Origin of the sequence: Thiomonas sp. SCN 64-16 (assembly GCF_001725585.1) — a bacterium.
Lineage (GTDB): Bacteria > Pseudomonadota > Gammaproteobacteria > Burkholderiales > Burkholderiaceae_C > Thiomonas > Thiomonas arsenitoxydans.
Map to the genome: position 1 here is coordinate 1 of NZ_MEGQ01000020.1, position 24,580 is coordinate 24,580.

The following is a 24,580-nucleotide window of genomic DNA, read 5'->3' on the forward strand; positions in this document are numbered from 1 at the left end:
CGCAAAGTGAGGTGAGGCCCAGTGATGCGGTGGCGGCACGTTCGTGCGAGCGGCACTGGGCGGTCTGCTGCTGGTCATTTCGGCGTCTCCGAATGTGTTGGGATACTCGGATATACGCTGGCGCGGCAAAGCGCCGATCAGAACGTCATCGCGTAACCGATGCGGTATTCAGCCGTTTTGATGTGAAGCCCGCCGTCCTGGCTGATCGGCAGGTTCACCAGGCGCGCGCCGACGGTCAGTGCGCCGGGGCCAAAGCGCGTATTCGCATCAAAGCCACCGCTGATTCCAGACGGTTTTCAGCAGCATGTTTACCTTGATGGACCCCGGCCAACGGCGGCACAGCGGACGGAGCCTGTAGGGGACCGGCCGCTGTGCTGCAGTGCCGTTTCAGCGATGGGGGACGTACTCATGGCGCGATCCCCGGCTCTTTTCGCTGTGCAAGGAATGCCTCCAACGTGATCGCGCCGTCTGGGGCGTGCTCCGTGCACCGGGTCATGTGCCCGTGCTTATGCACCAGCGTCCGACCCGGCCTGCCGCACTGGTCACAGATGCGGGCAGACATGGCCTCGGCCATGTAGATCATTCCCCGCTGCGTTTCGTTAGCTTCGCGAGAGTAGAAGCGCAAGGTGCCGAATTTTTCCTTCACCTGACGGGCGACTACCTGCGGTGCATTGTTGTGATCCGTCCAAAATTGCAGGCGCTCGCAGAGGGCGTCGATCAGGTCGAACCAGCCATCGCCACAGGCGATCCCCCAGCACATGCAGGTTTGCATCTGCGAAAGATGCCGCTCGGCGAAGATCAGCGGGTAACTCTGGCACAGCAGCTCATCGAGTTCATTATTCATAGCACTTCCGTTCGTGCGCGCCAGCCCCGATCACGGCACTGCGTTTGACATCGCGGGCCAGGGCATTGCAGACCCCACCAGCCTGCAAACAGCACTGGCGTATGCGCGGCGGCTGGCAGCGGCTCAAGCGTATCCAGATAGGGGCGATGCCTGGATATGCGTGGGGGCAGCAATTGTTCTTGCCCCTGCCTGTGCGCCGCCGAAGGCGTTCTCACCTGGCTACACATTCCGATAACCTGAGCGCGGAAACAGGGAGTGCCGTGTCAAGCATCCCGCACAGAAAACGGCAACTGCTCACACCCCACGTCACTGGCGACCCGCTCGCAGACATGCAGCCTGGCCTCGACCACTTCCCGGCTCGCCGTGAACAAGTCGGCCGTGCCGTCCCGGTGCGCCTGCACGGCAATCTGGCGGCAGATCTGAATGGGGAAGTGCATCGCCTGGCCGAGCACAGCCCAGACTTGCTGGAAACTCACGTCATCAGCGTTGTGGATCACGAGGGTTTTCATCATGGGCCGCTGCAGTTCGACCTCGTTCTTGGTGGCTTCGAGTGGGTTCATCGGGATCTCCTGATCGGTTGAAGGTGTGGTCGCAAGCTTCAGGGCTGCGAGGCGGAATCTGGCGAAAACTGGATGCCCGACATCGGGCAGTTGATGACCCCATGCAACACCACATGCTGGCCAGCAAATTGCTGCAGGATGAGGCTGTCGCCAACCTCAGGGTTCCACAGCATCACATCCTGGACAGCGCCCTCGCCACAGGGCGAGATGAACGGCTGATCGGCATGAAGGTAGGTGTATCGGCCCGCTGCGAACTTGCCATGGCCGATGGCGATCGTGCCCGATAGCGCCATGTCCTTTCCTTCCACGGGCGTCTGTTCTGCCGTCATTGCTGCAGATGTGGATGCAGTTGCCGCGGCCGTCTGCGGCTCAGAGGCGACTGATGCGACAGGCTGTGGTGATGCAGTTGCCACACCGGCAACCGTCTGCGGCGGAAAGCGCACGATCACATCCTGCCCGTCCACATGCACCTGCAACGTCCAGGTGGCTGGATTGAACTGTGCGGTGCTGACTTCGAACACCGCGCCGTCGGTCAGGGTGATGCCGGGATTCACGTCGCTGAGTGCCTTGGCGCTGGCCTGAATCTGCGCGGCATAGAAGCTGGAGGCTTCCAGATCGGCGTCGTAGCGATGCCCCTGCGCGTCGAGCAGATGCAGGCTGGGTACCGCAAACACCGAAATCGGCGCCGACGAGCGGTTGGTGTAGCGCCAGGCCACGGCGACATACTCTGCCCCAGCGGGCGCCTTGCTGGTGAGCAGGTCGCCCACGCTGTGCTTCACCGTAGCGGAGGTGAGGGTGACGTGAAACCGCTGGGTGGCGAAGGTCTCTCCCACTTGAAATGCGGGAGGTGGGGATGACGATGCCGCGGCTGCAGGCATCGATTCTGTTGCCGCAGGCTCCTGTGTTTGCCCGGTTGACGCTACCGTCGTTGGGGTGCTTGAAGCCGTCTGGCTGGCGCGATGCCCCGGTTTGCTCGCAAGCCCGATAGCCACCAGACCCACCACCACGACAGCACCCACCACGCCCAGCATCTTCCCCGGCTTGCCACGCCGCCGCGCGGGGATGGCCGCAGGAGCCAAGGGCGCTCCGACAGGCTCCGGCTTGGCGCCGAGCGCAGCGAGCAGGCCGCCCACCAGCGCCAACACCATGCAGACGGCCACCATGGTGCCGCCCAGAATCGCGCCCCCCAGCGCGCTCAGCGACAGCAACACGCCAGGCGTGCGCGAGCGCGCGCCCAGGCTTACCGCGCCGAAAATGATGGTGAGCAACGCGAAGGCCAGTCCGCCCCAGCCCAGTCCGATGACGGTGTCGGCTCCGCTGGCCTGGAACGCGCCGCCGACCCCGCCGATGAACAAGGTGACCAGCGCGGCGACTACGCTGAACACGCCCCCAATGATGCCCAAGATGCCCCCAGCCTTTTTCATGTAGAACTCCGGTGTTGCGTTCTCCATCAGAACGCTGCCATTGTTCGGGGAGGGTGCGACGCCATACGTCGCAAACCGACGGGCGAAAGAAGGCGGGTCAAACGCCGTAGAGATCAGCCGCGCTCGCAATGCGCACCGCAAGCGCGTCGCGCAGCGCCTTGGGGGCCTGAACCACGACTTCATCAGCATGACTCAACAGCCACCAGTGCAGCTGCCAAGTGTCAGGCACGGTGGCGCGCAGCGTGCGCACCCCGCCGCGCGCAGTGCTGAGGGTCTGGTCAAGGGTCATGGGAGTTTCTTGCAGCAGCGCCGCCAGCGACTCGGTGAGCCGCAAACGCAGTTTGAGCGGCTTGCCGCTGCCGAACTGCAGCGCTCCGGAGGCCATATAGGCCTCCAGATCAAAACCGGGCGGGGGGTGCACTGGGGCTTCGAGCACCTCAACCTGGCGCAGCCGGTGCAGCGCGTACAGGCGCACGTCCGGGTAGTCGAACGCCGAGGCCACCAGATAGCTCACCGGGCCGCGCTGCACCAGGGCCAAGGGGTGCAGAGTCAGCGACTTGGGTTCGCTCCCTCCAGCGCGGAGGTACTGCACCGCCATCGTCACTTCCCGGAGCAAGGCATCCTGCACCCGATCGAGGACTCCCTCTACGAGCTGGGGCGGCAACAGGGGCAGAGCCGCCGGTACGGTGCGCACCTTGTCGGCCCAGCGCGCCGAGGTGTTGTCAGGCGCCAGCGCCGCCAACTTGTTGCGGGCTAGTTGCAGCCGGGGCTCGATGACCTGCAACATCGCGGCTGGCAACAGGGGGCGCAGGGCGTCTTCCACCACGCGCAGCGACAGGGCATCACTCAAACTCAATCCGGGCAGGTCGAGCGACCGCCCAGGCATCCAGTACCAGCCATAAGGGTTGCCCTTGTCGTTGCAGGCAAATCCAAAAAGACCCACCAAATCGTTGAGGTCGCGCTCGATGGTGCGTTTGGAAGTGGCGTATCCGAGTTTGGCGAGCCGGCCGGTCAACTCCGATGCGGTGATGCCAGGTTGACGGGAGGGAAGCAGCTTGAGCAGTTCCCACTGGCGCGCGAGCGTCTGATTAGCGTTGGCCTTGGGCATGGGCTCAAAAAAGATTGGAGGCTCGTGTGACCAGAACCTGGATTCGTCGCCAATGCATGTGCATGCTGGTAAAAGCCTCAAACCGCCGCATGGCCGGGCCGCGCCAGCAGCGCCTGCTCCCGCTGGTATTGGGACTCACGCATTCGGGCTGCAAAGGCCTCGAGTTGATGCTCGATGAAAGCGGTGGCATCCCCCAGCGACGGGGTGAAATACACCGACTCCCGCCCGGCGAACACGTGATAGCCCGAACATATTTCCTCGAAGGTCAACTCGCCGCGCTCGTCACGGCATTCTTCGTAGGAAACGATGGCGTAAATGACGTAGAGCGCGGCGCCGGTGATGGGCTTTAGGGTAGGTTTTATGGCCATCTAAATGATTTAACTATAGAACCTTCGGGCTCATCATATTTTGAAATTTTTGTTTTAATTCTGATTTTTCGAGGATGTATTCCAGGTAGTCCTCAATATCACCATCGGTTGGTGTATTGGGTGTGGCGTCTATTATTTTCTCCAGCTTAAAGCTGCTATAATATGGTTTCATAATAATAAGACCAATACCAAAGCGACCACAGGCTGCTGCCATTTCATCAAGACCCATTAATTCTTGCTCCTTAGCCCACTCTAAAACCACAAATGCTTGATGAGAAAATCTTCTGTGCGAGGCAGACTCAAATGCTGCCTCAACATTCCATCTTCCCCATTGTTTTAACTCGAATGTGGTAATTATGACATTCTTTTTATTAAGTATAGGAAAAGTCTGAACTGACACCTTGGTAATATCGGGGTTAGTCCATTTTCCTCCTCGCCTTAAGGCGCTGGTATCTATAGTTAGCGCGCTTTCATCATTTTCAATTGCCTCGTCTTCAATGATTTTTAGAAAGGGTGCGTATAGGTCTTTTTCTTTAGATACTGATGATGAAAATTCCTTGATTGTATCCTTTTCGTAACCTTTTTTGGTTAGTTGTATCCCCCCGCCCTGTCCCTTGACTTTTTCCGCCAATCCCTGAGTGATCAATTTATTTCTAATATCGTTGTAACGATCGTCTGACATATTAAGGGATGATCTTACATACCGATTCGATGATCGGCCTTGCTCTTTAAGGAGCCACAATATTCTTGCCTCGTCACTTATGCGCGCCATATTTAATATCCTTGAAATTATCTACGATTTGCATCAACGCCTCAGTATCCCGCTCGCAGTACTTGAGGAGTGCTTGCTTTAGAGATTTTCGCTCATTTTTTTGGAAGTCTTGTAACAATATGCGTTCAAAAACCTCCTGCGCCATCGTTCCATTCGTGACTTCGAGGTTGTCATAGGCAAGATCGGGCGCGATGGTCGGCAGTACGGCCTTGAGGGAGGTGGAGCCCATCATGGCGGGGTGGTAGTAATGCTTGCGAAACAGCGGCAGCAAATCGACGATTCGCGCAATCAGCGCGTTGATGCGGGGGGCGAACTCAGGAAAGAGTTCAGCAAGCTCTCGTAGACGGGTTTTCTCGAAGACGTCGTTCCAGACCAGTACGGGTCCGGTGCGACCCACGGCATCCAGCAAGGTGGCGACAAAATCGTGGCGCGGGTCTTGCTGACCCTCGGCCAAGAATTCATGATGGGTGACACGTCCATCGCGGGTTTGCCGATGGCAGGACCACTGGAACACGATCTGCTGATAGGGCCGGGTGCCCGGCCAGATCGGCACGGCGGGGTTGAGGCTCTCGAAGTCCATATAGGTGCGCGGATAGCCCAGGGCGCGCAGGTTCTGCGGCAGCACCGGATCGATCACGGCCTTGCCAGTGCGCGATGCTTTCCAAACCTGCAGATGTCGCGGCTTGCTCAGGCGGCCCTTGGGCACGTCGCGCAGATCGCTATAGCCTTCGGCGCGCAATTGCGCAGGAAGGTTTCCGCCGTAGGGCAGGATGTCGACCGGATAGCCCTCGGTCGGTGGGATGCAATGCCCCGTAAACGGACAGGGGAAAGGATCATTACACTGCGGCCCGGGTTCGATGCGAGGCGCTTTTTTGCTGGTCAGGGTTTTGCGTGCTGCGGCGACCCATTGCGGTATCTCCCCCCGAAGTTCGGCCACCTCCCGGGTGATCTCCTCCTGCCGCAGTAATCCGGCATATTGCTCGTGGCCGGGGTAGACAAATGCGGTGTCAACGACGGCGATGGATTCGGCCGCCAAGGGAATGCCTGCCTGTCGTAGAACCCAACTCTGAATGGCAGCGTCCTCGATGTGATAGTTCTTGAGTGAACTGGACGATTTCACCTCAATCATGTGCCAGCCGCGCGGTAGCGGGGCCAGAACGTCGGCCTGCACCAGTACGCCATCGTGCTCCACGGTAGCCTCGAACAGCACACGCCGGGGCTTGGCGGTCAGAGCTTGGTGGGTTTGGCGCAGGGCTTCGCGCAGATCGTTGACGTCGATCAGCACGCCATCGGGAATCATGTCACGGGCGAGTGTGCCGACAGTATTGCCGACAGCGAATACCGTTTGATTCGCAGAATCGTCCAGCAAATCTGGGCGGTTGATCTGCAGCCAAAGACGCTTGGGACATTGGCGGTGGCTGATGATGCGTGACTTGGACAATCCGGGCGGCATGGTGATTCTCAATGTCGTGTGAGTGCGAGGGAAGATCTGAGGCAGTCAAGAGGGTATCTGTGGGGGAGGAGGCTGCAGCCTCATACAAACCCCACCACGCTTTTGGGTGCATCTTTCATGCTGCATTCATCCGCCAGTGCCCGCACCAGGGCCGCGGAATCTGGCAGGGGCGCGAAGCGGTGACGCCGCGTGACGGCGGCGAAGTCCCCCGGTGTCAGGCTGGGCAGGCGTTTGACCGCACGCTGAGCGCTCTCGGTGCAGTCCAGCCCCAGATCCAGGCAATGCGCTTGCAGCAAGGCTTGGCTTTGCTCCGGGCGCAGATAGTCGAACTTGGCTTTGAGGTCAAAGCGCCGCAGCGCTGCCGGGTCCAGGCCGTCCATCAAATTGGTGGTGGCGATGAACACCCCGTCATACGCTTCCATTTGCGTGAGCATTTCGTTGACCTGGGTGACTTCCCAGGAGCGCAGGGCGCCGCGTCGCTCCTGCAGAAAGCTGTCCACCTCGTCGATGAGCAGCACGGCCCGGGCGGATTGCGCCTCCCGGAAGGCCCGCGCAATGTGTTGTTCGCTCTCGCCCACCCACTTGCTGAGCAGATCAGATGCGCGTTTGACCAGCAGTGGACGTCCCAGCCGCAGCGCCAGCCAGCGGGCATAGGCGGTTTTGCCCGTGCCGGGTGGGCCATACAGGCACAGCCGCGCGCTGCCGACTTGTGCGATGCCGTCGGCCAGTTTGCTCAAGTCGGTGTCGGCATGGACGAAGGCGGGGTCGTAGGTATCCGGCAGGCGGTTGGGATCGCGTGCCTTGACGGGGTGATGACCTTGCGCCTGCAGCGTGTTGTTCACGAGTTGCAGCAGGGCGGCGCTGGCCTGGCCTTCGGGCAGCCGATGTTCGATGGTTTGCAACACCGTGGCCGCGCGGGTGAGCACGGCGGGTGCCAATTCATCGCTCGACGCCAGAGCCTGCAAAGTAGCGCGGTCGGCCCGCTCTCCTACGCAAGCCCAGGCAATTTTCTCGCGCACGGGCAGCGGCGGCACCGGCAGCTCCAGGGCAAAGTCAAAGCGACGGATGAACGCGGGGTCCAGACTGTTCACGGCATTGGTCAGCCAGAACGTCGGTACCGGGTTGCTTTCCAGCGTCTTGTGCATCCAGCCCTTGCGTTCGAGGCCGTGGGTGCCGCGAAAGGTGTCGCTGAACATCGAGGGTTGATGCCCGCCGTGGAATACATCTTCGATTTCGTCGAACAGAATCATTACGCGGCTACGTTCCAGAAAGCGTTGCGCAGCGCGGTAGGCGCGCAGGCGGGCCACGCCGTCAATCGGATCGCCGTCTTCGTCTTCGGTCGAGATTTCATACAGTGCGCAGTCCAGAGACTGGGCCAGGGTGCGGCTGAGTTCGGTTTTGCCGGTGCCCGGCGGGCCATAGAGCAAGATGTTGACCGCAGGGCGATGCTGTGCCTGCGCCTCGATCAGGTAGTTCTGCAGCATCGGCAGGTTCGCGCCCAGATGCGGATAGTCATGCAACTGAAGTGTGGCCGGCTGGCTCGGGATGAGGATGTCGCGCAGCAGTGACAAGGGTTCCGCATCAGGTTCAAGCAGGGCGTCGGCAAAGCGCCCCGAGACCAGGTCCAACTGCGATTTCAGCGTGCCGCGCATCTGGCCGAAGGTGAGCAGACCGCAACGGGCCAGCGCTCCGCGGGGAGACATCGCTGCCTTCACCTCCTGCCCGGGCAGTTGGAGCAATTGCTCCAACGCCCGCTGCGTGTGCGCGATGCTCAGGAGGCCCAGCGCATCGGCCACATCGTCCAACTCTCGGATGGCGTGCAGCATGCAGGCAAATTCGAGAATGCGGCACTCTGTTGCGGTCAGGTCTGCCAGTGTGGCCAGTCGGACCACATTGCTGACCAGCGCCTCGGGAAGCGACGCGTGGTGGATTTGGCGCTCGGCCTGCGTATGCAGCTTGCGGAGCGGGACGATGGCCTGGCGAATCTGCACGTCCCAGGTGGCCGCATCGTCGACGACATCGGGATCGATGCCAATGCGCATCAGCACATCCCGCGGTATGCCGCCGAACTCGCGAGCCAGCCGACCCAGCCCACCCATGGGCACGAGAATGCGCAGCATCCACAGTCGCACGCAAGGGTCAAGGGTGCCGCGGTCGTGCGCGGGCGCGTGATCGAGGCTGGGGCGGCTGTGTCGCATGCTGTTCTCCGGGGGTGTGAGAACATTGTGCGGGGTAATTGCGACAGAATATGTCGCGATAGGGCAATTCTTTGCGCCGGGACTTCGGGGTTGCTCAGGGAAAGGGCTGGGGTGCGACAGCACTGAGGATCAGGGGCAGATTTCCGTTGCCCCCGGTTTTGCGCCGCCGCATCGGGTAGGCGGATGCCGTTGCCTTGTCTTTTGGCGTTCAAGGCGCGGCCGAGAACGCTGCCTTTCGGGTCTCGGGCGGAGCCTGAGCAGGTGGGGACGGGACACAAACGAAGGAAACCAAGCACGCCAGTGCGCAGGTTTTCGAGGCTTGTGGTCACGGCCCCCTACCCTGCACTTACTTCTCTACGACGGCTTTGAATTGTTACGGCTGTCGATTGAATATGTGCGCCTGTCGATACGCCTGTCGGACAACCTTTGAAACCTGTCAGTGCACCTGTCGATTGGATTTGAATTCCTGTCGATTGAATCCGCGCGCCTGTCGATGCGTTTTGAGTTCCTGTCAGATCGCTTTGAATTCCTGTCGGTGCGCTCCTCACTCCTGTCGATTCAAACCGCGCCGGTGTCGTGCCGCCTGTCGATATATCTATGCAAGCCCTTATCCGTGAGGCAATCGATGGACGCACAAGATTTCGAAGATCTGACTGAGAGCATTCGCCAGCGCGCGGACGCGACGCTGACACGGCGGCTGCAAGATCCGCAGCGCTTGTCGCCAGGGTCGCTCGTGCGCGTCCTTTTCCCGGTTATCGAGAAGCATCTGGCGGCTGGGCTGACGCTGGAAGACATCGCCGCGGCCCTGCGGGACGACGGCTTCGCCATCAAAAGAACCCATCTCGTTCGGCATCTGGGCATCATTCACGCCGAAAATGGGCTGTCGCCGCTTCAGCGAGGCGTGAAGTCCGCACCCCAACCCCAAGGGGCAAAGAAAGATGCCGGCGTCGCCCATCCCGCCGTGCACGCATCTCCGCCGCCTCCTGCGCCCGCCGTGAAACAAGCGCCCGCGCCGGCCCCGGCTAGCCCCTCAGCGCCCCCATCACCCGTGCCGTTCCCAGACATCCCGCGCGGCGAGTTGACGCACACGGAGCGCGCGGAGATCGCCAAGAAGTGGATCGACGCCCAATTCGGCGGCCGGCATCCGACCCAGGTCAAACCCGATGAGCTGTCTCCCGAAGCGCAGGTCTGGCTGGAAAAACTATGGGACAAATCCGCGCCCGTGGACCCAAAGACGGGCCAACCGTATGCGTTCAAGCGACTCACCGGCGATGGCCGCCCGACCTACGACGAGCCATGGTGGCCACCGGAGGCGGTTCCGATGGAGAACAGCGAGAAGGGCTACCTGCCGGTGCACGACGCGCAGGCGCGGGATCGGATCAAAAAGTACGGACTGACACTGCGTGCCGACGGGAACAACGTGGTCGTCTTTGACAAGAACGGCAAGTATCAGGTCGGCGGAATCCGACATGACGACACGGCGTGCCTAGCAAGGTCATTGCGCGACATCGATTACTCGATACAGGAGCAGATCAGGAACGGCATCCCCTATTGAAGCGCCGTGCCGCACCCGCGCATATCTGGTTGTGTACCTGACAACTGGAGATCGTGATGATCAAAACCTATTTCGTGGATGGCGACAAGGGCGGCGTGGGCAAGAGCTTCACCGCGCGCGCCCTGGCCGACATGCTGATGCAGTCCGAGCGCTTCAAGCTGCCGCGCCCGATCGGGCGCCTGCTGGTCGTTGATGCGGATGAATCGAATCAGGACGTGTGCGGCAAGGGCGGGTTCATTTCCGAGCGCGTCGGCGATTGCGATGTGTCCATCCTGATGCGCGGCATCGAAACGCCCGAGCAATGGATTTCCGTCGGGGATGAAGTCTTCCGGCTGGTTCAGGACTGGCCGGAAGACGAGGAAAACCGGATCGTGTTTTCGCTGCCAGCCGGGGCCGGTCTGGCGATTGCCCGTGCTGGCGAAGTCACCGAGGTGATGGCGGCGCTGAATGCCGTGCATGTGTGGGTAATCGGCACCGATTATGAGTCGGTACGGCAGTTGCAGGATCGATTCAACCAATTCCCCAAGTTCTACGGCCAGGGGTTTGTCATCCTGAACATGCGCCACGGCACGCGGGACAAGTTTGTGCACTGGAACACGAGTGAGACGCGCACGCAGGCGCTCGCAAACGGTTGGCGCGAAATCGAGATGCCGGTGCTCACCCCCTTCGTGGCGTCCGAGTTGTCGCGCACGCCGCTGCATCACGCCGCGCTCCACGGTGCGGTCAACGGAGGCAAGCGTCTTGGCATGGGGTCCCTGATTGCGGTGAAGACCTTTCGCGGCATCACCGGAGCGCGCCTGGCCGAGATGGAGCAGGAAGCCCTCGGGGAGGAACCGGAGCAACCGGGAGAGCCGGAAGGCCCAGCGCCTGGCGGATTCGCCGTTCATCCCGACAGTGAAGACATCTAAGGAGCGCGCCCATGAGCATCTATTCCGATCTGATCGAGCGCTTCGCGCCGGAGGGCCTGTCCTCGCACCAGCAAGCCGAGATTGACTCGATCCGGCTGGCCCCCCAGTTCGACGACAACGATAGCCAGTGGGGCGTGATCCTGCCGATTTACTTCCTGTCCAACCGCCGCGAGCAGGCCCGTGTCGATCAGGAAGCCCTGCTGCGGGCGATCCAGAACGTCACCACGGGAGGTATTGATGCGGAGAGGCTGGGCAAGCTCATCGGCCCGCACATCGACGCCAGCGACATCGACGTGCCCGCCCCGGAAGTCAACGCCGCCAAGATCGCACAGGCGATCACCAGGGCCACCCTGCCCGCGTTCGAGTCAGCCCTGGCGGACCGGGTGGTGAAGATGGACGCCAAGGAGGCCCACGAGGCGATCCGCGGTGCGGTGTCCGACACGCTGTTTTCGTGGCAGGTCGCCGCCGCGGTTGCTGCGGCGCTGCTGGTTGCGATTGCGGGTTACTGGTGGGGCGGCAAGCAAGTGGAGTGGCGCGATCAGCCTGTCATGCAGCAGATGCAGATGCAGATTCGACAGTTGCAGGCCGAACAGGACAGAGGCAGGCGATGATCCCGTGCCGGTCCGATCCATAACCAAACAACCAAGCTACCGAAGGACCTGGACATGACGCAACAAATAATCAGACCTGCGCGGCTCGGTGATGAGGCGCACCACAGCGTTGCCTTACTCGAGATTCTCGCCGCGTGGTCCTACGGCAATGACATCGCGATCAGCGATGAGGATGCCGACTGGCTTGATGACCAGATCGCCATCGGAATGCTCGATCGGGAGACTCTGCCGCCCGACGTCGCCCAGAGAGTGATGCAAATTCATTCATCCGTCGAGTTGTTGGAACAGCTCATGCAGAGGTTGTGACGGAATTTTGGCAACACAAAGGAGTAACAGCATGGACTCACTCACCGGAAAGATCGCCGCAGCAGCCCTATCTCTGCTGGCCCTGGGGGGCATGGGCACCATGGTTTATGAAGCCTCCCAAACCAACGCCGCCACCGCGGCGATGGTGGCCAAGGCAACCCAGAATGCCGCCCAGGCGGCGCAGCAGCAAGGAGCACAAAAATGAAGGAATTGAGCATTGAACAATGGGGCCGCCTCTTGCTGGCCCTGAGTCAAACCAGCATGGCCAACTTTGTGACCGCGGTTGGCCCTGAGTTTGCCGTCGCCCTGGCCTGGCTGGCCGTGAAGGCGCTGCAATGGGAGATGGATGGGCACATCCCGCTCTTCGGCGAAGGCGATCGTGCCGATGCGCTGTGGTTCGCCCAGCGCCTCGGCATCGACCCCGAGACCGCCGAAATCAGGCTCGCCCCTACACAAGAGGAGGCGCTGGCGATGGTCTGCCAGGGCATTGGAATCGATCAATTCCTGGACGGACTGGTCAAAGAGGAGGCGCCATGCTGATCAAAACCCTTACCCCCGTGGACCTCGGGGAGGTCAAAGACTTTTTCCACCTCGCCACAGCGACCGATGCTGAGGCCCTGTGGCTCGCAGGCAGCGCTCTGTATCAACAAAGCTGCGACTTCCTGCTGGCCCACCCGGCCCGGCTGGCTGGATTGCATGGGGATGAGGTCGCCATGGAGTTCCTTGATGATGTGCTGCGGGATTACATGAAGGGCCAGCCCCCGGCCGCCTGGGAGGATGTCATGCACGCGGCCTGCAGTGCAACGCTCGCCGGGGCGCCGTGGGCGAACCCATTCATGCCGGAGGTACAAAAATGCTGATCAACACCGAGGGGGCGACTCGGCTGTTGGGTCTGTCCAAGACCATGTTGGACCGGGCTCGGGCGGTCAACAATCCTGCCCCTCAGACCCAGCCACCCGCCGCACCAGCCCGGCGCCTGGGGCGCCCTAGACTTATCCCTTGACATTCTCCCCGCCTGCCGTGCCGGGGCGTCTTGCCGTGTGCTCACAGCACACAGCAGCACGTCGCTGCGCTTTACGGAGAGTCAAAATGAAGAAGCAAGTCCAACAGGGTTTCACCCTGATCGAACTGATGATCGTGGTTGCGATCATCGGCATCCTGGCCGCCATCGCCATCCCGATGTACGGCAACTACACCAGCCGCACGCACGCGGCGGCCACCATGTCCGAGCTGAACTCGGTCAAGACGGCCGTTGCGCTGTGCGCCCAGACCAAAGGCACTCTGAGCGCCTGCGGCACCCTGGGTAGCAATGGCCTTCCCGCCGCCATCACCGCAACAGCCAACGTGGTCAACCCGACTCTGGGTGCCAACGGCGTGATCAACGCCACCAGCGCCGCGACGACGTCGGGTGGTGTTGCGCTGACCGTGATCGACACCCCGACTATGGGCTCCACGTCCATGACCTGGGCGAACACGGGCACCATCTGCGACGGCGGCAACCGTGGTGAAGGCTCGGGCGAAGGCGACTGCCCGTGACCGCCAAGGCTTAACCACAGCCCCGCTTCGGCGGGGTTTTTTGTGCGGCGTCACGTTTATTTCATCGCGCGGCGTAGATCATTCCAGTCTGTTCGGATGCGGCCCAGGCCTGCCTGAATCCTGCGGTTGGCCATGCGCGCCAGATCGCCCACCAAAGGAGCGGATCAGGCGCCAGCCTGCGGGCAAGAGGATCGCCCAGGATCGCCAATAGGATCGGAAGAACACCAGCACGGCCCCGGCGCCCAGGATCGCCAGCCACAGGCCGCCCGCATCGCCGAGACGCAGCGCTGCGTCGAACACCCAGGCGGCCAGCGCGAGAGGCCAAAGCAAGAGAATCACGCCCATGGCGTTGCGGAAGTAAGACCAGAACAGCTTGATGGTGGTCACGGGGATCCTTTGATTACCGGTGCGCCGTGGCTGCCGACAGCACTTTGGCGACCCACTTGTTCATGCTCTGCCCCTCGCGCGCAGCAGCCTTGGCCGCCGCCGCATGAATGCTGGGGTCGATCCGCAGCATCAACTTGCCTGACGCTGGCTTTTCTGGCGGCTGTTCTAGCTTGGCGCAGGCCGAGATGTAGTCGTCAATCGCGCAGTGAAACGCCGCCTCGAACTCGGCAACGGACTCTCCGTGAAAGCCGATGATGTCAGCGATGTCCAGCACGCGCCCGACCAGGATTTTGTCATCCGGGTCATAGGTCATGCTCGCCGCATAGCCCTTGTACGTCATGACGTTGTTCATGGGGTCACTCCAATCTTTTCCAGATACTCCCGCACCAGTCTGACGCGGTACCGCAACGCCTCTTTCTCAGGGTGAGGCCGATGAAAATAGGCCCGTAATCCATCCTTTTCGAATGTCACCGATGACCCGCTACCTTCGATGACGCGGCAGCCCACGGCAACAAGCAGCGCCTCGATGCGAGACCATTCCAGGTTGCCATTGACCGGGCTGGAAAAGATCGCGTCAAGCGTCTTCTTTTGCTTGCTGTTCATGCAGACATGATAGCAAAATAAGATAGCACATTCAAGTTAAATTGATAGCAATGAGCCTGCCGCTCGTCGGCATATCCGAGTGTCCATATTCACTTGGAAGCTGCTATGCAGACAGGCCCATCACCATCTTCTATTGCCCCTGCTTCTCGCCATATTGCCATCCTGCTGCCGTCAGTCGCCGGGGTCATCTGGACGTTATCTGATCGCCCCTACGGGGTTCTGGCTTCTGTGCTGCTCATCGTCGGCGTCGCCCTCGCTGACGCCCCCCTGTGGCGATTTCTCGCGGCCTTGGCCTACTTTGCGGCGGGCAGCCGTTGCCTGCCCATGGAGGTTCAACACTTCTATGGCTCTGGCTTGGGGGTCGGCGCTGCGCTTTGGGTTGCGTCGAGCGTGCTGCTGGCCGCGCCCTGGGCGTGGGCGTCGAGCGGATGGCGTGTGGTGGTTGTGTTGCTCGCCGAGGCGCTGCCACCGTTTGGGTTCTTCGGTTGGCTATCGCCGCTGGCCATGGCCGGCGTGCTTTATCCAGGTTGGGGCGTCGTCGGCCTGGCGCTGTGCGCCGCGACGTTCTGGACAGCCGCAACGCTGGTGCGCCCATCATCATCGTTGAATGCCGTCACAGCAGCCATGTTGAGCGCCGTGGCGCTATCCGCTGCATCGGTTTGGGCCAACGCAGCCTACGAGCCGCCTGACCCGCCCGCGGGCTGGATCGGAGTGAACACGCATGTCGGGCGCGAGACCGATGATGTGATGGCCGAGGTCACTCGGAATCAGGAGTGGATCGATCAGGCCGCCGAGGCGGTCGCGCGGGCAGGCAAGCAAGGGGCAAAGAAAAGGCTTGTGATGGTGCTGCCCGAGGACGTGGCCGGCACCTGGGGGCCGGGCACGACGGCGCAGGCGCGGGCGGCGATGCGCCCCGGTGATGTCTGGCTGGTGGGCGCATCGGTGCTGGGCGGGCGGCATTGGGATGGGAGTTATCTGAATGCCGTCGTGGGGCTTGGGCAGCGCGGCGATGCGGTGTTGTTCGCTTCGCCGGTGCCCGTGCCGGGTGGGATGTGGAAGCCGTGGGAAGGGGAGAAGTCCTACACGGCGGCGCACTGGTGGGAGCCGGTGCAGACCATCGCCGGGGTGCGCGTGTGGGCATCGATCTGCTACGACCAGGGCTTGGCTTGGCCGTGGCTGCAGGCGCTTGTGCAGCGGCCTGCCGTGGTGCTGCGGGTATCGAACTATTGGTATGAGCCTGCCGGGGCTCTGGCGCCGCGCATCGCGTCGGCTACGACGGCGGCCTGGGCGAGGCTCATGGGCGCGGCGGTGGTGACGGCGGTGAACAGCGCTCACCACTCCGAGTAGAAGCCCTCGCTGCTGCCTCCAGTCATTTCCTGTAGCCGCTTGTCGCGCCACTTCTGCTGCATGGCGCTCAGCGCTGCGGCGATGGTGTCGTGCCGTTGGAAAAGGATGGGCTGCTCACGTCCGCGCTCCCAGATGGCGACCAGGTAGGCCGGGTCTTTCAGCATCGGCTCGCGCATGTAGAAGAACAAGCCCATCTCCTGCGCCGTCGGCTCGCGCGCTTCCATCATCTCGGCGCGCATCTCTTTGCATGCCTTCGCGGTCTCTGGATCGACCCACTTCTTCTCGCCGATCATACGCAGCCCTTCGTCGCGCACCGTGGCGTTGCGAGCCTTGCGGGGTGTCGTTGAGGCATCGCCTGCGCATACGGCGTGGGCCGCAGGGGCCGATTTGATGTCGTTGTCACCGGCAACCAAGACGGTTCCCAGGTAGGCGTCCAGATAAGCGTACTGATCCGCGCCGGGGTCATTGTGCGTGTGCATCTCGATGTTCCGTTTATCGGTTGGGTTGGGCGCCATGCAATCCGGCGCCTGATCGTCGCAACCCAGCGCCGCTCGGGTTGTTGTAGGGGATATTCGGCTGCCCGGCGGCGCGCAAGGCGGCTGCTGGCGTGTTGTGGCGCTCGCCCTGGGGCGGGCGCTCTCGCTGCGTCCGCCCCCCACCAGGGCTTTGCGGGCCAGTGCCATCGGGGTCGTCGTCCGGGTCATCGCCTTGCGCCAGATCGGCCTCGATCTCGGCGGCCACCTGCAGCAGCATGTCGGCGATTTCGTCGTCTGTTGGGATCAACGATGCGGATGCGCTCGCTGTGTCCAGAGGAAAGGCAAAGGCAGGGGCAAGGAAAGTCTGGCTTTGCGGCTCGGCTCCAGCATCACCGCACTGCGCCGAGTTCCCACTATTAGTGTCTTTATAGGAATTCGGCGCAGTCGTTTCGACGTTCGAGGGGGTGGTTTCAAGGATGGCGCGGGTCTGTGCGACCATCTTTTCTTGCCCCTGCTTTTGGGGTTCGTCGATCTCAGCGGTCTCGACCTGGAGCGCGTCCGCATCGGGTTCGATTACGGTAACTTCTACAGGGATATTGACGGGGGCGGCAACAACCGATTCCATCGGCGCTTCGGTGGGTTGGGCGACGCCCCGGCGCACGCGAGTTGCTGGTGGGATTGTGCCGGCGGCGCGAAGTTCCCGGATGCGCGTGCGGATCGCTTCCGTGGACGCGCTGCGCCGAAGGCCGACCAGCGCGGCGCGCACGCTGCGCTCACTCACGCCGCCGCCAGCCGCGAGCACCATGGCGATCGCGTCGTCCGCGGCCCCAGCATCGACCTTAGGCCCTGGCGCGCTGTTCGGGTTGCGCCGCACGTCGTGAATCGTCACGCCATAGCGGCGCAACGCGGCGTCCATTTCCGGCGTCTGCAGTCCACCCCACAAGGTCACCTGCAGCGGCTCGCAGCCGCGCGGGTGGTTCACCGCCCGGTTGCGCCCAATCGCTTGCGCGAGACCCTGGGCATACTCATCGAGCAGCCAGGCCCGCACTTCGGGCATGAGGGGCATGGGCGGGCCATCGGCATCGGCCTTTTCCTTGTCCATCACCTGATCCCAATCGGGCATCGGGATGCGGCAGTCGATCATGGCGCCACGCACGCAGGCATAGGCGCCCGCGATCGATTCCTTGCTCAGCAGCGGCATACCGACGAGCGCCAGATTCCTGCCACCCCACGAGTCCAGCCCCCGATCGTGTTTGCCGAACCAACCGATTGGCACGCCAGATGCTTCCTCGAATTGCTGCGCGGCGACCTCGGCGGCGCCCTCGGCCTGGTGGGCGTCCCGTGAGTATTTGAGGTAAGCCTTGTGCGTGATGACGGCGCCAGGCTTGCTCATCTTCGGCGCGATCAGATCACGGATTTCCTCGACCCGGGCGCGGGCCTTGATCGGGTAGTCGGCTTTCTGCACGTCGCCTCTGGAGTAGAGGCGCCCGATCATGCGGGCGATGCGCATGTTCTGGCTGGCTGCAGCCTCGTGGATGTGCCCGCCCAGCGATTGGATGAAGAGGCGCATGCTCTGCCCCATGGTGGCGTCGAGGAACATCACGCTGCCTTTGTCCCGTGCCCACTCGATGATGGGACTGGTCTCATAGACGAAGAGGGTGCTCTTTTCCTGCCGGGTTGATCCAGCCTCGCAGTTGCGCGCCAGGGTCGCCAGTGCGCGCAGCGGGATGAGGAAGTCGTCCTCGTCGCGCATGTACCCGACCTTCTCCCACGCGGCTGTGCCAGCGTTCGAAGCCCCAGCCTTGGCGACCTTCCTCTGCAGGTCGATGACGCGCTGGGCGTCTGCACCCAAGGGGATGTCCCCGCCGATCTTGGATGCCAGGTCGCGAAACGTGGCGTCGATCTCGGGGATCAGTTCGCGCATCGCCAGAGCCCCCGCAAGTTCTTCTGCTTCAGCCTGCGTCGGCTCGGCCTTACCTTGCAGCGCGCTGATCTGGCGATCCAGCCGATCGCCTAGGGCGTCGATGCGGTTGCGCCAGACCTTGATGTCGCCTGCTCCAATTTCAACTTCTTGCGCCATCGGGATGTGCTCATCGATGATCACCAGCCGCTGGGTTTCGCGAAGCAGGAAGCCGGTCTCAGGGTCAACCTCGCGCAACATCGCCATCGCTTCAGAGAACGCCTGCGCTGGCGCGACCAGAATCGGCGCAGCCAGTTGATCTGGCAACCCCTTATACAAAAACTGACACGGCGGCACCGTTGATGGGTCGATGCCGTCGATCTTGAAGAACTGCTCAGCGCGCTGGATGCGCGCTTCATCGCGCTTGACGAACTGCAACACCCCCGCATGTCCGTTCGGGCAATTGCGGCACAGACCCTGCGCCGGCCGGTGATTCTGGTCGCCCGCTTTGGAGACTTGAACCAGGCGATAGCAGGCGTGCGCCCCGGGGTCGACCGGCGCTCCGCCGGGCCTCCCTTCGATGGGCTCTCGCCGCCCCTGATACACCACGGCGCCGAGATGCGCGAGGCGCTGGGCGTGCTCCTCGGCTAGTTTGTGGTTGGGCACAAGGATGACGAATGGCAGGCCCTTGGCGTGCGCACGCTCAGCGACCGGGGCGACCCCGTGACTCTTCCCCAGTCCGACTGTCGCCGCCACCCCCATCGGGGGCAGTGGCGTCGGCATCGGCGCGCCCCTACCTCCGTCCTTGCGCGCCTTGCGGTTCGCTTCGCGCACGGCGTCGACCTCTACGATCTTCGCCGCATGCGCGTCAAAATATGACAACATGGCGGCAGACATGGCGGCGCGCGTGGGCTGCAGTTCGGCGTCGCGCTGCGCGATTTGAGATTTGGTTGGTGTTGCCATGGATTGCCCCTGCTGATGCGTGCAGGTGGGTATTGGCAGGGGCGGCAAGACGGGCGCGGCAATGGCCACACCCGCCACATCGAGTGCGGCGCGCATGGGTTGTCCTCACTTGTACTTGCTGCTGTTGCCTTTGCCGCGCGGGCGACCTGGGCGGCGCTGTCCGCTCGTTGCTGCTGCAGGGGCAGGGGCTGGCTGCAGTTGGCTTATCGGCCAGGCCGAGGTCACCGGCTCCACTGGCGCGGGGCGCGCCGGGCGGGCGGCGGCCAGTGCCTCGATGTGCGCATCAACATCTGCGCTGCGCCAAATGGCGCGGCGCTTCTGACCAAATCCAGCCAGCGGCGAGCGCGGTGGGATGATGGGATCGCCGCGGCGCTCCATGGCTGGGATCGAGGCGGGGGACAGGCCGAGCCGTTCGCCCAGTCCCTTGATGTCGACGTGGCCCACTGGAATCCGGGCCAGGCTGCCGGCGGGCCGGCCACCCCGCGCGGGCGTTGCGTTTTTTTGATTTTTGGTCTGAGTTTGCATCTCTGCACCTATGGGTGCAGCCTCGCCAGGAGGAAGGGACGCTTGGTCGGCCGCGCGGGTTTGGCGGGCTGACTTTTGAACTGCTTTGTCACCCGCGCGGGACGCGGGCGGCTTGAGGGCGCTGGGCCAGGATGCGTGGAGTAAGGCAGAGATGCGGTGCGCCGCAGGAATCAACGACCTCCGCGCGTCGCCGCTCCTGCATGGCGGTAGATGCGGCGAGTTCAGCTTGCAGGGCAAGCAGCAAGCCCTTCAGCGCGGCGGCGATGGACTCTTTTTTCCATCCTTCCAGCACTGCAGCGGCTGCGCGCAGCTTCGCGATCAAATCCAGCTTGATTTTTTGGACGAGAGTGAGGATTGGCATGAAGAACCCAGCCAGTCCCAGTATCGTCCACATAAGAAGCAGTGGTGCGTGGACAGCATGCCCCGAGGCTGCTTGCCATGAAAACAGCGCCAGCAACCCACACAGCACCGCAATCAACAGAACCAAAGGCGCGGCAAACACCCAGCGATCCCGTTTGATGTCGCCTTTGGTTTTTGCTACCGCTCGCCTAGTCGCTTGCATGATGCGAACACTATAGCGTGTTTTTCTATGTGCACCAAAATTCTTTTGTGTTGTGACTTGATTACAACACTCTACAATGAGATTTTCCCCTTTTTTTGCCACTACTTGCGCCCGCTAGACGCGTCGGACTTTTCGATTTCTGGTTCGATTTTGGTTCACTCAATGAACCAAAAAGCAACTACAAAGAATCATTGAAGAATTACAAGAAACACCCATAAACCATTGTTATTTAAAAGATTTATTGTTGTCGATCAGACAGATCAATAGCTTGAAAAAGCTTGATTTTTGGACTCTTAATCCGTAGGTCGACAGTTCGAGCCTGTCACAACCCACCAAGTCAAAAAAACGGCCCGGAGCAATCCGGGCCGTTTTCGTTTTTCGGTCAGCCGCTTTGAGACTTTCAACCGGCGCGGTCTTTGCGCAGAAACCGCGTGATGCCGTAGATCGCGCCGCCAGCCAGGCCCAGTTTCAGGAGGCGCCCGAGCAGCAAGCGCGAAAGACGCCTGCGCAGCAGCATCGAGACGACGGAGCCCATGATGGAGCCAACGTAGGGGTGGCTGCGGGTAAAGCGAAAAAGACCCAGCACCGAACTGGCCGGGTTGAGCGCACCAAGCACCGAGCCGGAGAGAGCGGCCTTGATCAACCGAGCCGGCTGCGCCCGCTCGCGAAACTGCTCCGCCGCCTGCACGAACTCAACGCGCTCGACGGCGATGCGCGCCACCAAAAGCTGCTTGCGTACCGAGGTCGGCAACTGCTTGGTGAAGTCGGCTGAAGGCTGAGTCATGGCCATGGTGCGACAGTGCAGGAAACGCAGGTCAGGCTCGGGAGCGCCACACTGCGGCGTCTTTGGCCAGTTCGGCGCGGGTAGCAGCAAAGGGCACAGGGGCGTGCCGGATGGCGGCGCGGATGCGGTAGACACCATACGCGGCCACGGCGATGTAGAACAGGCAGAGCAAAGCCAGCACCAGCCAATGGCTGCGATCCCAGAACAGAATGACGAGCAGCGCGGTGAGGCTGCCAACGGCGAGCAGGCCGAACAGCATGGCCACCGCGCCGAGCACGATCAGCGCCACCAGGCGCTGGCGCTCTTCGGCCAACTCGATGCTGGCGAGCTCGATGCGGCTTTGCAATAGCGCAGCCGCGCTGCTGAGCAAACGCTGACCGGCCGCGCCCAGGCCTTCGGACTGTCCGGGTTGCGCGTCTTTGGCCATGAGCTGACGAAATCAGCGGCTGCGATTGATCAGCAGGCCCACGGCCAGGCCCAGGGCTGCGGCCATGCCGATGGCCTTCCAGGGGTGGTCGTGCACATAGTCGTCGGTGGCCTGAGCCGCGGCCTTGCTGCGCTCGACCACGGCGTCCTGCAGGTCTTGCGCTTTCTCGGCGGCTTGACGCAGCAGTTTCATGCCGCGGCGCTGCAGTTCAGCGGCTTGCTCGCCACTGCTGGCTGCAGCCTGTTTGAGCAGATCTTCTGCGTGGTCGATCACGAGCGCGACATCGGATTTGATCTCTTGGACTGACTTGGTCATGGTGGACTCCTGAATGGAAAAAACGTGAAACGCTGCGAAACATGTTAGCCCGCAATGCAGCGCCGCAGTTGACGCACTGCAAACACATCGCTCAAGGGCGCAAGGCGGCGATCAGGCGCTGGGGCTGCAAAAACAAGTCGAGGGCAGCGTGAATGTCGGGAGCGACGAGTTGCGCGGCCGCCAGCGTGAGCCCATGAGTGCATTCCGGCCCGAGCACGGCGATGCCCAGGGTGGCGGCTCGCAGCATGTCCACATCGTTGCGTCCGTTGCCCAGGGCGGCCACGCCGCCGCCTTCGGCCAGCAGGGTGCGCACGCGAGCGGTTTTGTCAGCGCCGGTGAGCACGACGGCGTGACGTACCGGCAGGCCCGCAAGCGTCCGCGCGACCGTGCCGTAGGTGTCTCCGGTCAGCACCTCGATCTCCAGGATCCGGCTCAGCGCGCTCAGGCGTTCGGCCACACCGGCGATCAGCGCGCCGTTGCAGGCGAGGGTGCCGTTGAAGTCGATCAGCAGGTGGCGCAGACTCAGCGTGTCGGCGCCGGGAATGGCAACGGCCAGCCCGGGCAAAGCAGCGCGGGCAAGCGTCATGACGACTCCCGGATACGCTGCACCAGCGCGGTGGTCGAACGTCCCTCGACAAAGGGAATGGCCACCGAGCGGCCGCCCCAGGTCTGCACCAGCGCGGTCTCGGCCAGCGTGGCCATGTCGTAATCGCCGCCTTTGACATACACATCAGGGTGCACGCGCTCGATCAGGTTCAAGGGCATGCTCTCTTCGAACAGCGTGACGAGGCTGACGCTTTCCAGCGCGGCGAGCACGGCGGCGCGGTCGTCCTGCGCGTTGAGCGGGCGCTCCGGCCCTTTGCCCAGCAGGCGCACCGAAGCGTCGGAGTTCAGCCCCAGCACCAGGCTGCCCCCCAGTGCGCGGGCGGCGGCCAGGTACACCACATGACCCCGGTGCAGGATATCGAATACGCCATTGGTAAACACCAGCGGCCGCGGCAAGGCGGCCAGCCGCGCTTCAAGGTGCTCTGAAGCCACGATTTTTTCAAGAAAATGCATGGACCAAAGCTTAGCGGCTGCGCGTGCCGCTAGATTCTGCAGGCGCGTTCACTTTTGTTCACGCCTGCGCCAAACGGAAGTCGATATGATTTTGATCAATCTATTTCCATCCATTCATCGATTGACCTGCATGTCGGGCGCTTCGAGAAAGTGAGTCTGTTGCCGTGACCTCCGCATTGTTCGGCCGACTGCGCCTGTTTTGGCGGAACATCGATCCGATGGTGCCCATGACGCTGGTCGGCGCTGCGGTGGGTTTCATCGCTGCGATCGCGGTTGAGGGATTCCGCCAGGCCATGTACGCGGTCATGCGCCTTTACACCGAACAAGAACATCTCGTGGCCGCCGCCGCGGGGCTGCCGCTCTGGGCGCGGGTGGTCATCCCCACAGTAGGCGCCACGCTAGGAGGCTTGATCATGTGGGCCGGGCACCGCTGGATCAAGCGTCCGCGCGGGCCGGAATACATGGAGGCGGTGCTAGTGGGCGATGGTCGGTTGCCTCTAGGCCCCAACCTCACGCGCACGCTGTCGTCTCTGGTCGGGGTGAGCAGCGGCATCACCATCGGCCGCGAGGGCACCATGATCCAGTTCGCGGCGCTGGTGTCGTCTTTGTTGGGCCGCATCGGCAAGACGGATGCGGCGCATCGTCGGCTCATCGTGGCGTGTGGGGCGGCCGCTGGTTTCGCCGGGGCGTATCACGCGCCGATCGCGGGCACGCTGTTCGTTGCCGAAATCATTCTGGGCGGTCTGGCGCTGCGTGAAATCGCAGCCGTGCTGGTCGCCGCGGTGATGGGCGAACTCACCACTCAGGCGCTGTTCGCCACCGGGCCGCTATACCTGTCTCACGCCATCCCGGTGGTGGGGTTTTCTGACCTGGTCGATGCCGTGTTCATCGGCGTGATCGCCGGGCTGCTCGGGCCCGCCTTCCTGTGGCTGCTCGACACGGCACGCAAGCGCTATCAGCCGCTGATCAATTTTCTACCGCTGCGCATGGGGCTGATGGGCCTGCTCATCGGCCTGCTGTCGATGATCCGCCCGGAGGTCTGGGGCAATGGCTACAGCGTGGTGCAATCCATGTTGGTCGATCACTGGGCGCTGTCCACCCTGGTGTTGGTGTTCGTGCTGCGCATCATTGCGGTGACGGCGGCGAGCGCGGCCGGCATTCCGGGCGGCGTGCTCACGCCCACGCTGATGCTCGGCGGCGCCATCGGCCTGATGGTGCAGCACACCCTGCTGCTAGGTGACGCCACGCACGCGCAGGCCTTGTGGGTGCTGGTGGGCATGGGCAGTCTGCTGGCGGCCACCACACATGCGCCGGCGATGTCGGCCATCATGGTGTTCGAGATCACGCGCAATTACAACGTGGTGCTGGCCGCCATGCCGGCCTGCGTGGTGGCCTCGGTGATAGGCAGCCTGCTGCGCGAGCGCTCGGTGTATGCCGAAGCCCTGGGACTGAAGGAGGGCGCCAGCGGCCGTACCTCGCTGTTCGACGCCATCACCGGGCGCCAGCACGCCGTCTCCAGAGCGTCGGCTGGCGACAGCGAAGCGCCGCCGCCGCTTAATCCGCGCGAGGTCGATCAGTCGCGCGATTAG

Annotated in this window: 30 protein-coding genes and 1 pseudogene; 11 read left to right on the plus strand and 20 right to left on the minus strand. The window is 62.6% G+C overall.

Annotation, left to right across the window (positions count from 1 at the left end; all coding sequences use genetic code 11):
• Nucleotides 1–406 precede the first annotated feature (406 nt).
• Nucleotides 407–844: a hypothetical protein gene (locus ABT24_RS06900; protein ID WP_276730459.1), complete on the minus strand. Its 438-nt coding sequence runs from the start codon at nt 842–844 to the stop codon at nt 407–409.
• Here ABT24_RS06900 and ABT24_RS15645 point away from each other — a divergent pair.
• Nucleotides 843–971: pseudogene (locus tag ABT24_RS15645) on the plus strand (4-hydroxythreonine-4-phosphate dehydrogenase PdxA); the annotation flags it as partial. The gene ABT24_RS06900 and the pseudogene ABT24_RS15645 overlap by 2 nt on opposite strands.
• A gap of 136 nt (nt 972–1,107) precedes the next feature.
• Here the strand turns inward: ABT24_RS15645 and ABT24_RS06910 are convergent.
• From ABT24_RS06910 to ABT24_RS06940, 7 genes are all read right to left on the minus strand, one after another.
• The gene (locus tag ABT24_RS06910; protein WP_276730457.1) at nt 1,108–1,404 is read right to left on the minus strand and encodes an ATP-dependent Clp protease adaptor ClpS; all 297 of its coding nucleotides are present in this window, start codon (nt 1,402–1,404) and stop codon (nt 1,108–1,110) included.
• Between the two features lie 38 nt (nt 1,405–1,442).
• Nucleotides 1,443–2,828 carry a DUF4352 domain-containing protein gene (locus ABT24_RS06915; protein ID WP_276730455.1) on the minus strand — a complete coding sequence of 462 codons (1,386 nt, stop codon included), beginning with the start codon at nt 2,826–2,828 and terminating at the stop codon, nt 1,443–1,445.
• 97 nt (nt 2,829–2,925) lie between these two features.
• The gene (locus ABT24_RS06920; RefSeq protein WP_276730453.1) at nt 2,926–3,936 is read right to left on the minus strand and encodes a helix-turn-helix transcriptional regulator; all 1,011 of its coding nucleotides are present in this window, start codon (nt 3,934–3,936) and stop codon (nt 2,926–2,928) included.
• Nucleotides 3,937–4,013: 77 nt separating this feature from the next.
• On the minus strand, nt 4,014–4,304 hold the full coding sequence (locus tag ABT24_RS06925) for a hypothetical protein (protein WP_276730450.1): 291 nt from the start codon (nt 4,302–4,304) through the stop codon (nt 4,014–4,016).
• A 13-nt stretch (nt 4,305–4,317) separates the two neighbouring features.
• On the minus strand, nt 4,318–4,986 hold the full coding sequence (locus ABT24_RS06930) for a hypothetical protein (protein ID WP_276730448.1): 669 nt from the start codon (nt 4,984–4,986) through the stop codon (nt 4,318–4,320).
• Between the two features lie 73 nt (nt 4,987–5,059).
• Entirely contained in the window at nt 5,060–6,529 is a 1,470-nt protein-coding gene (locus tag ABT24_RS06935; RefSeq protein ID WP_276730444.1) for a DUF2779 domain-containing protein, read from the minus strand.
• A gap of 80 nt (nt 6,530–6,609) precedes the next feature.
• Entirely contained in the window at nt 6,610–8,727 is a 2,118-nt protein-coding gene (locus tag ABT24_RS06940) for an AAA family ATPase (RefSeq protein ID WP_276730439.1), read from the minus strand.
• Between the two features lie 439 nt (nt 8,728–9,166).
• On the opposite strand from ABT24_RS06940, the gene ABT24_RS06945 reads away from it, so the two are divergent.
• From ABT24_RS06945 to ABT24_RS06980, 8 genes are all read left to right on the plus strand, one after another.
• Nucleotides 9,167–10,282, plus strand: coding sequence for a hypothetical protein (locus tag ABT24_RS06945; RefSeq protein WP_276730438.1), 1,116 nt, complete (start codon nt 9,167–9,169; stop codon nt 10,280–10,282).
• Between the two features lie 74 nt (nt 10,283–10,356).
• A complete protein-coding gene (locus tag ABT24_RS06950; RefSeq protein ID WP_286737584.1) occupies nt 10,357–11,190 on the plus strand; it encodes a P-loop NTPase family protein in 834 nt (277 codons plus the stop codon).
• Nucleotides 11,191–11,201: 11 nt separating this feature from the next.
• On the plus strand, nt 11,202–11,801 hold the full coding sequence (locus ABT24_RS06955) for a hypothetical protein (RefSeq protein ID WP_286737585.1): 600 nt from the start codon (nt 11,202–11,204) through the stop codon (nt 11,799–11,801).
• A 54-nt stretch (nt 11,802–11,855) separates the two neighbouring features.
• Nucleotides 11,856–12,107 (plus strand): hypothetical protein, encoded by a 252-nt coding sequence (locus tag ABT24_RS06960; RefSeq protein WP_276730428.1) that lies wholly within the window; start codon nt 11,856–11,858, stop codon nt 12,105–12,107.
• Between the two features lie 31 nt (nt 12,108–12,138).
• Nucleotides 12,139–12,312, plus strand: a complete 174-nt coding sequence (locus ABT24_RS06965) for a hypothetical protein (RefSeq protein ID WP_276730425.1) — start codon at nt 12,139–12,141, stop codon at nt 12,310–12,312.
• Nucleotides 12,309–12,647 (plus strand): hypothetical protein, encoded by a 339-nt coding sequence (locus tag ABT24_RS06970; RefSeq protein ID WP_276730422.1) that lies wholly within the window; start codon nt 12,309–12,311, stop codon nt 12,645–12,647. The genes ABT24_RS06965 and ABT24_RS06970 overlap by 4 nt, the downstream gene beginning before the upstream one ends.
• Nucleotides 12,641–12,967 (plus strand): hypothetical protein, encoded by a 327-nt coding sequence (locus ABT24_RS06975; RefSeq protein ID WP_276730418.1) that lies wholly within the window; start codon nt 12,641–12,643, stop codon nt 12,965–12,967. Before ABT24_RS06970 ends, ABT24_RS06975 begins: the two co-directional genes overlap by 7 nt.
• Before the next feature lie 229 nt (nt 12,968–13,196).
• Nucleotides 13,197–13,643 carry a pilin gene (locus ABT24_RS06980; protein WP_276730416.1) on the plus strand — a complete coding sequence of 149 codons (447 nt, stop codon included), beginning with the start codon at nt 13,197–13,199 and terminating at the stop codon, nt 13,641–13,643.
• 78 nt (nt 13,644–13,721) lie between these two features.
• On the opposite strand, the gene ABT24_RS06985 is transcribed toward ABT24_RS06980, so the two are convergent.
• From ABT24_RS06985 to ABT24_RS06995, 3 genes are read right to left on the minus strand one after another with little or no spacing between them, the layout of a single operon-like run.
• Nucleotides 13,722–14,030, minus strand: a complete 309-nt coding sequence (locus ABT24_RS06985) for a hypothetical protein (RefSeq protein WP_276730413.1) — start codon at nt 14,028–14,030, stop codon at nt 13,722–13,724.
• Nucleotides 14,031–14,043: 13 nt separating this feature from the next.
• Nucleotides 14,044–14,382 (minus strand): type II toxin-antitoxin system HicB family antitoxin, encoded by a 339-nt coding sequence (locus ABT24_RS06990; RefSeq protein WP_276730409.1) that lies wholly within the window; start codon nt 14,380–14,382, stop codon nt 14,044–14,046.
• Complete coding sequence (locus ABT24_RS06995) at nt 14,379–14,633, minus strand: type II toxin-antitoxin system HicA family toxin (RefSeq protein WP_276730406.1); 255 nt, start codon at nt 14,631–14,633, stop codon at nt 14,379–14,381. The genes ABT24_RS06990 and ABT24_RS06995 overlap by 4 nt, the downstream gene beginning before the upstream one ends.
• Nucleotides 14,634–14,738: 105 nt before the next feature.
• Here ABT24_RS06995 and ABT24_RS07000 point away from each other — a divergent pair, with 105 nt between their 5' ends.
• A complete protein-coding gene (locus tag ABT24_RS07000; protein ID WP_276730404.1) occupies nt 14,739–15,980 on the plus strand; it encodes a carbon-nitrogen hydrolase family protein in 1,242 nt (413 codons plus the stop codon).
• Here ABT24_RS07000 and ABT24_RS07005 read toward each other — a convergent pair.
• The 9 genes from ABT24_RS07005 to rfaE2 all read right to left on the minus strand — a co-directional run bounded on the left by ABT24_RS07005 (nt 15,965) and on the right by rfaE2 (nt 22,991).
• Complete coding sequence (locus ABT24_RS07005; RefSeq protein ID WP_276730401.1) at nt 15,965–16,495, minus strand: hypothetical protein; 531 nt, start codon at nt 16,493–16,495, stop codon at nt 15,965–15,967. The two genes, ABT24_RS07000 and ABT24_RS07005, sit on opposite strands and share 16 nt — an antisense overlap.
• Nucleotides 16,473–19,415: a hypothetical protein gene (locus ABT24_RS07010; protein ID WP_286737586.1), complete on the minus strand. Its 2,943-nt coding sequence runs from the start codon at nt 19,413–19,415 to the stop codon at nt 16,473–16,475. The genes ABT24_RS07005 and ABT24_RS07010 overlap by 23 nt, the downstream gene beginning before the upstream one ends.
• Before the next feature lie 9 nt (nt 19,416–19,424).
• Entirely contained in the window at nt 19,425–19,844 is a 420-nt protein-coding gene (locus ABT24_RS07015; RefSeq protein WP_276730395.1) for a hypothetical protein, read from the minus strand.
• An 88-nt stretch (nt 19,845–19,932) separates the two neighbouring features.
• Nucleotides 19,933–20,508 (minus strand): hypothetical protein, encoded by a 576-nt coding sequence (locus tag ABT24_RS07020; protein WP_276730394.1) that lies wholly within the window; start codon nt 20,506–20,508, stop codon nt 19,933–19,935.
• Nucleotides 20,509–20,806: 298 nt separating this feature from the next.
• Nucleotides 20,807–21,190: a hypothetical protein gene (locus ABT24_RS07025; protein ID WP_276730391.1), complete on the minus strand. Its 384-nt coding sequence runs from the start codon at nt 21,188–21,190 to the stop codon at nt 20,807–20,809.
• 31 nt (nt 21,191–21,221) lie between these two features.
• A complete protein-coding gene (locus tag ABT24_RS07030) occupies nt 21,222–21,617 on the minus strand; it encodes a phage holin family protein (RefSeq protein WP_276730387.1) in 396 nt (131 codons plus the stop codon).
• Between the two features lie 12 nt (nt 21,618–21,629).
• Nucleotides 21,630–21,932 (minus strand): ElaB/YgaM/YqjD family protein, encoded by a 303-nt coding sequence (locus ABT24_RS07035; RefSeq protein ID WP_013106777.1) that lies wholly within the window; start codon nt 21,930–21,932, stop codon nt 21,630–21,632.
• Nucleotides 21,933–22,023: 91 nt separating this feature from the next.
• Nucleotides 22,024–22,518 (minus strand): HAD family hydrolase, encoded by a 495-nt coding sequence (locus tag ABT24_RS07040; protein WP_276730384.1) that lies wholly within the window; start codon nt 22,516–22,518, stop codon nt 22,024–22,026.
• Entirely contained in the window at nt 22,515–22,991 is a 477-nt protein-coding gene (gene rfaE2, locus ABT24_RS07045) for a D-glycero-beta-D-manno-heptose 1-phosphate adenylyltransferase (RefSeq protein ID WP_276730381.1), read from the minus strand. Before rfaE2 ends, ABT24_RS07040 begins: the two co-directional genes overlap by 4 nt.
• A 164-nt stretch (nt 22,992–23,155) precedes the next feature.
• Here rfaE2 and ABT24_RS07050 point away from each other — a divergent pair, with 164 nt between their 5' ends.
• Nucleotides 23,156–24,580: a chloride channel protein gene (locus ABT24_RS07050; RefSeq protein ID WP_276730378.1), complete on the plus strand. Its 1,425-nt coding sequence runs from the start codon at nt 23,156–23,158 to the stop codon at nt 24,578–24,580.